Source organism: Nocardioides sp. 31GB23 (assembly GCF_040012395.1).
Lineage (GTDB): Bacteria > Actinomycetota > Actinomycetes > Propionibacteriales > Nocardioidaceae > Nocardioides > Nocardioides salarius.
In genome coordinates, this window is sequence record NZ_JBDYKJ010000017.1 from 64,229 (window position 1) to 71,490 (window position 7,262).

Annotated in this window: 4 protein-coding genes, 1 tRNA gene and 1 other RNA gene; 1 reads left to right on the forward strand and 5 read right to left on the reverse strand. The window is 77.4% G+C overall.

Features of this window, described 5'->3' with window-relative positions; genetic code table 11:
- Window positions 1–38: 38 nt before the first annotated feature.
- Together ABKW28_RS07565 and ffs are read right to left on the reverse strand one after the other, a co-directional pair.
- Window positions 39–2,336 (reverse strand): DNA polymerase III subunit gamma and tau, encoded by a 2,298-nt coding sequence (locus ABKW28_RS07565; RefSeq protein WP_348607849.1) that lies wholly within the window; start codon window positions 2,334–2,336, stop codon window positions 39–41.
- Window positions 2,337–2,427: 91 nt separating this feature from the next.
- Window positions 2,428–2,518, reverse strand: an RNA gene (ffs, locus tag ABKW28_RS07570) — signal recognition particle sRNA small type.
- A 171-nt stretch (window positions 2,519–2,689) separates the two neighbouring features.
- Between ffs and ABKW28_RS07575 the strand changes: the two genes are divergently transcribed.
- A tRNA-Ser gene (locus ABKW28_RS07575) sits at window positions 2,690–2,777 on the forward strand.
- A 148-nt stretch (window positions 2,778–2,925) separates the two neighbouring features.
- Here ABKW28_RS07575 and ABKW28_RS07580 read toward each other — a convergent pair.
- The 3 genes from ABKW28_RS07580 to eccD are packed head-to-tail and all read right to left on the reverse strand — an operon-like array spanning window position 2,926 to window position 7,129.
- Window positions 2,926–4,263 carry a S8 family serine peptidase gene (locus ABKW28_RS07580; protein ID WP_348607851.1) on the reverse strand — a complete coding sequence of 446 codons (1,338 nt, stop codon included), beginning with the start codon at window positions 4,261–4,263 and terminating at the stop codon, window positions 2,926–2,928.
- The gene (locus ABKW28_RS07585; protein ID WP_348607854.1) at window positions 4,260–5,732 is read right to left on the reverse strand and encodes a type VII secretion protein EccB; all 1,473 of its coding nucleotides are present in this window, start codon (window positions 5,730–5,732) and stop codon (window positions 4,260–4,262) included. The genes ABKW28_RS07580 and ABKW28_RS07585 overlap by 4 nt, the downstream gene beginning before the upstream one ends.
- A 2-nt stretch (window positions 5,733–5,734) precedes the next feature.
- Complete coding sequence (eccD, locus tag ABKW28_RS07590) at window positions 5,735–7,129, reverse strand: type VII secretion integral membrane protein EccD (RefSeq protein ID WP_348607856.1); 1,395 nt, start codon at window positions 7,127–7,129, stop codon at window positions 5,735–5,737.
- Window positions 7,130–7,262 lie beyond the last annotated feature (133 nt).

The window sequence follows — 7,262 nt, forward strand, 5'->3', positions numbered from 1 at the left end:
GTGTCGTGCGGTCGCTCACCCGGCGGGTGCTGGGCCGCTCACTGGTGACGGATCTCCTCGATGACGCGCGCCCCGAGCTCTCGCTCGAGCAGGGCGGCGCCGCCGAGCGTCTCGTCGTCCGCGTCGAGGTCGTCGGGGTGCGCGTCGGCATCGGCGGCCCGGAGGTCGTCGGAGCGTGCGATGTCGGCACCGCCGACGCGGGTCTGCTGGATGGCGCCGCGGGCGGCCGCGATCGAGCCCGGGCCGGCCTGCGGGCGCTGGGCCGGGGCCGTCGGGGGCGCGTCCGGGGGCGGGGTGCCCGGCTCGCCGGGGTCGTCGTCGGGCGGCGCCTCGTCGAGCCAGGCCGGCGGTCGCTCCTGGGCCGGCGCCGGGGTCTCGGGGACGGGCGGCTGCCCGAGCGGGCCGGGCTGCCCCTCGGGTGCGCCCTGCTGCTGGGGCTGCTGCGGCTGCTGCGGCTGCACCGGGGAGGCCGCGGGTTCGGCCGGCGGGGCGGCGGGCGCGGCCTGGCGCGTCACCACCGGCGCGGTGTCGGGCGAGGCGCCGGGGTCGACGATCGTCTCGATGCGCCAGTCGGAGCCGACCACGTCGATCGCGGCCTGGCGCACGATCTCGGCGCTGCCGTTGCCGTCGAAGGAGTCGCGAGCGCCCGCGTTGGCGAAACCGAGGGTGAGCGTCTTGGCGTCGACGGCCACCACCTGGGCGTTCTGCGTCAGGTGGATCCAGGTGACCCGGCGCCGAACCTTGGTGGCCTCGACGATGTCGGGCCACAGGCGGCGTACCTCGACCAGGCTGAGCGCGCCCGGCTCGGGCGTCGAGGCGGCGGCCTGCTGCTGGGCCGGGGCCTGCTGCTGGGCCGGGGCCTGCTGCTGGGTCGGCGCAGGGGCCGACCGCGGGGGCGTCTCCTGCGGGGGCGTCTCTGGCGGCGATGACGGGTGGGCGGCAGGCTGGGGGTCGGGCTGGGCGGCCGGCTGGGAGGTGACCGGCGCGGGCGCCGGGACGGGTTCGGGCGCCGGCTCGGCGTGCGGGGCGGTGGCGGACGGCGCGACCGCCGCGCCGGCGGGGGCCTCGGCGACCTGGTCGGGTGCCCGGGTCGACGACGCCGGCGCCGGGCGGTCCTGCGCCGGGACCTGGGTCTGCGGACGCGCGGGCGCGCTGGCCGGCAGCCCCGAGACCGACATCCGCTTCTCGATGCGGTCGAGGCGGGCGGTCAGACCGTCGGTGGAGTGGTCGGCGCCCGGCAGCAGCACCCGCGCACAGATCAGCTCGAGGAGCAGCCGGGGCGCCGTCGCCCCGCGCATCTCGGTCAGGCCGGCGGCCACGTGGTCGGCGGCCCTGGTCAGCTCGGCCGCGCCGAACCGGGCGGCCTGGGCCACCAGCCGCTCCCCGGCGTCCTCGCTGACGTCGATCAGCCCGGTGGCCGGGGCGTTGGGCACCGCGGCCACGATGACCAGGTCACGCAGCCGGCGCAGCAGGTCCTCGGTGAAGCGGCGCGGGTCCTGCCCGGTCTCGATGACCTTGTCGACCACCCCGAAGACGGCCGCGCCGTCACCGGCCGCGAAGGCGTCGACGACCTCGTCGAGCAGCGAGTCGGGGGTGTAGCCGAGCAGCCCGGTGGCCAGGGCGTGGGTCACGCCGTCGGCACCGGCGCCTCCGAGCAGCTGGTCGAGCACCGACAGGGAGTCGCGCGCGGAGCCCGCCCCGGCACGCACCACCAGCGGCAGCGCCGCCTGTTCGATCGGCACGCCCTCGAGCTCGCACAGCTCGGAGAGGTAGGACGACAGCAGGCGGGGCGGGATCAGCCGGAACGGGTAGTGGTGGGTGCGCGAGCGGATGGTCGGCAGCACCTTGTCGGGCTCGGTCGTGGCGAAGATGAAGCGCAGGTGGGGCGGGGGCTCCTCGACGAGCTTGAGCAGGGCGTTGAAGCCCTGCGTGGTCACCATGTGGGCCTCGTCGATGATGTAGACCTTGTAACGGCTGCGCACCGGCGCGAAGAACGCCTTCTCGCGCAGGTCGCGGGCGTCGTCGACGCCGCCGTGGCTGGCCGCGTCGATCTCGATCACGTCGATCGAGCCCGGGCCGCCCCGGGCCAGGTCGCGGCAGCTGTCGCACTCCCCGCAGGGGTCGGCGACCGGGGCCTGCTCGCAGTTCAGCGCCCGCGCGAGGATGCGCGCCGACGTGGTCTTGCCGCAGCCTCGCGGCCCGGAGAAGAGGTAGGCGTGGTTGACCCGGTTGTTGGCGAGCGCGGCACGCAGCGGCTCGGTGACGTGGTCCTGCCCGATGACCTCCGAGAACGTCTCGGGCCGGTAGCGGCGGTACAGGGCGAGGGGGGACTCCACACGACGACCCTAACCAGCAGGTCCGACAGTGGCCATCGCCAGGAGGGGACCTGGGGAGGACACCGCGCCGACCACCCGCGTCCGGGCATGAAAAGGCCCCCCGCGCACCCGACAGAGCTCGCTGACCCTTGCTGCCTCTCGGCCCTGGGGGAGTTGGGCAAGATGCCGCCACACGGGGGGTTGGCCCGAGTGTAGGCGAGGGGGCCGGAGCCCTCCAACACGAGGTCGTCGCCGAGGTCGTCCCAGAGGTGGTCGCAGCGCCCGCACGCGTGCTGTCAGCGGGGGTGGCCCGGCGACAGCGGGTGGCCGGGGCGATTTCGCCGCCTCCCGGGGGCACCGGTACGCTCCTCGGCGGAGGATTCGCCTAGTGGCCTATGGCGCTCGCTTGGAAAGCGGGTTGGGTTAACGCCCTCAGGGGTTCGAATCCCCTATCCTCCGCCACTCGAACGGCGTCGGCCCCCGGGCCGGCGCCGTTCGCGCGTCTCGACCGGCCCGACCGGCCTGGACGGCCCGGCCCCGCGGGGCCAGCGGAGGTACGGGCCGGGTCAGCGCGAGATCTGGGCCGGGTCAGCGCGAGATCTGGGCCGGGTCAGCGCGAGGTACGGGCCGGGTCGCGGCGGGCGAGGACGGGGCGCAGCACCAGCGCCAGCAGCAGCGCTCCCCCGCCCAGCACACCCCACCACACGGCGTCGTCGCGCACGCTCGCGAGCAGGTCGGGCTCGGGCACCGGGGCGGTGGCGGGCTCGGCGTCGGCGATCGACCGGGGGGCCTCGGGGGCGGGCGGGCCCAGGCCGCGGGCGAGGGCCTCGTCGGCGCGCACCACCCCGGCGCCGCGCGTCGGCGAGCGTACGTCGGCGCGACCGTCGGCCGCGGGCAGCAGCCGGTCGAGGACCTGCTCGGGGGTGTCGTCGGGGTAGGCCGACATCAGCAGGGCGACCACGCCGGTGACCTGCGCGGCCGCCCACGAGGTGGAGACCGAGTCGACGCCGCAGGTGCCGCCGTTGAGCCCCACCGACACCCCGCCGACGGTGGGGGCGGCGACGTCGATGGCGCTGCTGCGCAGCACCCCGGCGTCGGGGGCGTCCGGGGCGTCGCCGACGGCCGCGACCCCGAGCACGTGCTCGCCCCGGCCCTCGCCCGCCCCGGCGGGATGCACCTGCGAGGCGGCGTCCTCGCCGGGCGTGGCCACGGCCAGCTCGTCGGGCAGCGGGTCGGCCTCGTCGACCGGTCGGTCGCCCGACTCGGCGACCACGACGACGCCCGCGCGCCATAGCGCCTCGACCGCCGCGTCGATGCGCGGCTCGGGCGGGACGGCGACGGAGACGTTCACGACGTCCACGACGGGCCGGGCGCCGCCGACGCGACGCACCTGCGCCAGGACGTGCTCCAGGCCCTCGGCGACCCGCACCGCCAGCGGCCCCGCCTGGCCCTCCTGCGGGCTGAACGCGTCGAGCACCCGCACGTCGACCAGGCGCGCGCCCGGGGCCACGCCGACCGCGTCACCGTCGGGGCGCGGCGGCGCGGCGACCAGGCCGGCGACGACGGTGCCGTGCGGGTCGACCGGCTCGCCGTCCGGCCCGTACGACGCCACGCCGGGCGCCGCGGGCAGCCCCGCGCGTGGTGCGATGCCGGTGTCGACCACGGCGACGGTCACGCCCTCGCCGGGGAGCACGCCGCGGCGGCGCAGCACCTCGTGCGCCGCGGGCACCCCCATCGCCTCCAGCGCCCGGCTCGGGCCGGCGAACGGGCCCACCTCGGGGTCCTCGGCGGCCACCTCGGTGCAGGACCTGGTCTCGGGCGCGGCGCCACCGACCGCGGCGGCCGGTGCAGCAGCGCCTGCCGCCAGCGCGAGGAGGGTCAGCGCCCCCACCGCCGCCGAGGCCGCCGAGGCCGCCGCGGGCACCCTCCGGCCGGCCCGGCCGTTCACCCGCAGCCCTCGCCGGAGCCGGCGTCACGGTCGGGCGGGCAGAGCGCGGCCTCCTGGGACAGCGCGACACCGGTCTCGAAGAGCTCGAGCCAGGTGTCGGGCACCAGCACCGGGGCGTAGGAGCCGTAGCCCAGCAGGGTCGGCGTCTCGGCGCCGACCAGTGCGTTGGCGCGGCCCTTCTGGTCGACGGCCCAGCGGCTGTCGCTCTCGACGTCGTCCCACCCGCCGCTCATCACGTAGGCGCCCCCGCCGGGCTCGACCTCGACCTCGCGCCGGTCGTCGGCGAGGCCCTCGGCCGCGGCCTCGCCGACGGGGTCGACGGCGACCTGGGCCCGCGGCACCTCCCCCGCCGCGGTCTCCAGCAGGGCGCAGTGCTCGCCGGGCTCGTCGTCGAGCACGTCCTCGGGCCAGCGGTTGGCGGCGACCAGCGACGAGCCGTCGCTGCCGGAGGGCAGCTCGGCCAGCTCCTGCGGCAGCCGCCCACCCGGCAGCTCGGAGGCGGCGAGCACCTGCAGGGCGAACTCGTCGAGCAGCTCGGCGCCGTCGGTGGTGACCAGGTAGCCGCCCCCGCCGTCGTCGACCACGTAGTCGCCGACGCGCCCCTCGCCGCCGGGCAGCGGGTCGCCCAGGCCGGGCACGTCGAAGCTGCCGGCGTCGAGGTCGCCGCCACGGGGGAAGAGCGCCAGCCACTCGCCGGGCACCTTGACCGCCGAGTCGAGCAGCGGCAGGTCGAGCGCCGCCAGGAAGGCGTTGCGCTGCGAGCGACCGGGCATCGTGAGCGCGTAGCGGTAGGCCTCGGTCTCCTGGCCGGTCCGCTCGGCGGTGCCCACGACCCAGTACGCCGCGTCGCTGGGGCTGCGGGTCGCGACCTTGACCAGGAACGCGGTGCCGGGGGCGGCGCTGACCCCGGGGCTCTCGCCGAGCCACACCTTGACCCCCAGCCCGTCGCCGGTGCAGGCGCTCCAGCCGGTCTCGACCAGGGAGCCGGTGCCGGCGAGCCGGGCCGGGGCGTCGAGGATGCCGATGTCCTCGCCCAGCGGACGCGTCTCGATGGTCTCCTGGGAGACGATGCGCGGCTCGAGGCCCTCGGCTCCGAGGATCAGGTGGGCGGAGGTGATGTTGAGGACCGGGCGCAGGAGGGGGCCGTCGTCCCCGTCCCCGCTCCCGTCCTCGCCGTCCTGGCCGTCCTGGCCGGCGGAGTCGTCGTCGAGGATGACGTACGCCGCCCCCTGCTCCTTGCTGATCACCAGACCCGGCTCGTCCCAGTCGGTGGGGGCGTTGTCGGTGAACACGCCCGTGATCGCCGCGCCGGCCACCAGCAGCACACCCAGCGCCACGCCGCCCACGATGGTCCGGCCGGGTCGCGCCGGCTCGACCTCGCGGCCGCCGGGGGCCCCGGAGACGAACGCCGTCACCAGGCGGCGCCTGCTGAAGGCGTGCGCCTCGACGAGGTCGCGCTTGGTGGCCACGCTCAGCCCGCGATCGCCGAGAAGACGCCGGTGGCGAGCAGGGCCAGCGGCACCAGGGCCAGCAGGCACAGGCTCTCGGCGACGTCGCCCAGGCGTCCGCGGCGCACCGACGGCGGGCCGGGCAGCAGCGTGACGGCCAGCAGCACCGCCCCCGCGCTCGCGAGCACCAGCGCGGTCGTGGGTCGCCACTGCGGCTGCAACCACAGCAGCGCGACCGCGACCGAGGCGAGCCCGGCGATGCCGGCGACCAGGCCGACCAGGACCTCGCTCCCGGCGCGGTACTGGCGGGTGCGCAGCATCACCACGCCGCAGCAGACCAGCGCCAGCATGGTGCCGGAGAGACCGAGGTCGACGGCGACCGGGGCGACCAGCACCAGCAGCAGCCCGACGGTCGCGGTGATGGCCAGCAGGATCTCGTGGGCCAGCCGGGCCTCGCGGCCGACCTGGTCGGGGTCGACGTCGTCGGGGTCGGCGGTGATGTCGGCGGTGCTGTAGATCTGCTCCACCCGGGCCCCCGTCATCCCCAGCGCCAGCCACGGGAAGAGGCTGCCCATCAGCACGACGAGCACGAGCAGGGTCGCCAGCAGCACGCCCACGTCGACGCCGCCGCCGGCTCGCAGCACCAGCCCGACCACGCAGAACGCGGCGCCGACGACCACCGGGGGCAGCACCAGGGCGCGGCCGTCGCCGAGGCCGAGCAGCGCGACCAGCCCCGCCAGGACCGCACCGAGCCCCCCAGCGGCCACGGCCGCACCGGAGAGGTCGCCCGGCCCGGCGGTGCCCAGGGGCGCGCTGTCGAGGGCGAGCAGCAGCCCCGCGACAGCGGCGTACGCCGTGGCCATCCAGGCGACCGCGACGGCGGCCTCGGGCTCGCCCTGCGCCCGGGACAGCACCACCGAGCCCGCCACCAGCACCGCGGCGACGACGCCCGCCGCGCTGCCGGCCAGCACCGTGTCGCTCTGCACCAGCAGCGCGGCGGCGCCCATCGCCATCAGCAGCCCCGCCGCACCCAGCGCCGTGAGCCGCCCAGACGCCGGCGCCCAGGGGCGCAGGTCGCGCTCGACGACGTCGGTCATCGCCTCGACCACGTCGTCGTAGACCCGGGGCGCCGGGTCGTCGACCCCCGCGGTGACGGCGAGCAGGGCGCCGTCCTCGACCCCCTGGACCACCAGTCCGGCGTCGGTGGCCAGGAGCCGACCCTCGGCCGTGCGCACCCGGTAGCCGCCGTGCACCGTCATCGGGTCGAGGAGCCCCACGCTGCGGGCCAGCTCGGGGACCATCTCGGCCAGCGGCACCGCGCCGGGCAGGACCAGGTCGACGCGGCGGCTGCCGGAGGCGACGGTCACGCGCACCAGGGCGGTGGCGCTCGCGGGCGCCGGGCTCATCTGGGGGCTCATCTCGTCTCCCTCACCGGGGGTGTCGACCGGACGGTGATGCTACTGCGCCACGGCGCCCGGGGGGGGGGGGGGGGGGGGGGGGGGGGGGGGGGGGGGGGGGGGGGGGGGGGGGGGGGGGGGGGGGGGGGGGGGG

Excerpts from the sequence above, each read along its gene's own strand:
- eccD (WP_348607856.1), bottom strand. The coding sequence starts at position 7,129 with ATGAGCCCCCAGATGAGCCCGGCGCCCGCGAGCGCCACCGCCCTGGTG.